The sequence below is a fragment of the Pseudomonas sp. SIMBA_041 genome, assembly GCF_046535095.1.
Taxonomy (GTDB): domain Bacteria; phylum Pseudomonadota; class Gammaproteobacteria; order Pseudomonadales; family Pseudomonadaceae; genus Aquipseudomonas; species Aquipseudomonas mucoides.
In genome coordinates, this window is the sequence record NZ_JAWRXJ010000202.1 from 1 (window position 1) to 279 (window position 279).

Sequence of the window (279 nt, forward strand, 5' to 3'; positions counted from 1 at the left end):
CCAAAGAATTAAGGGAACTCGAACAAAACGGTTTGGTCGAAAGAATAGTCAAAGATACATATCCTGTCAGCATAGAATATTTCCCTACTGCACACACAAAAACATTAGGTCCAGTCGTAGAATCTTTAAAAGATTGGGGCGAAAATCACCGTAAACATATTTTCGGAAGCCCCGCAGAAGTCGAGAAAAGAGAATAAATATATAAGCAATTATTGGAATTAGAACATAATGTTTGTCATTCAGAACGAAGTGAAGAATCTATTATTACTCATTACCAAT

Annotated in this window: 1 protein-coding gene; it reads left to right on the plus strand. The window is 35.1% G+C overall.

Features of this window, described 5'->3' with window-relative positions:
* The coding region (locus SB725_RS30850; RefSeq protein ID WP_410923174.1) for a winged helix-turn-helix transcriptional regulator at positions 1-197 on the plus strand (197 nt) is incomplete at its 5' end.
* Positions 198-279 lie beyond the last annotated feature (82 nt).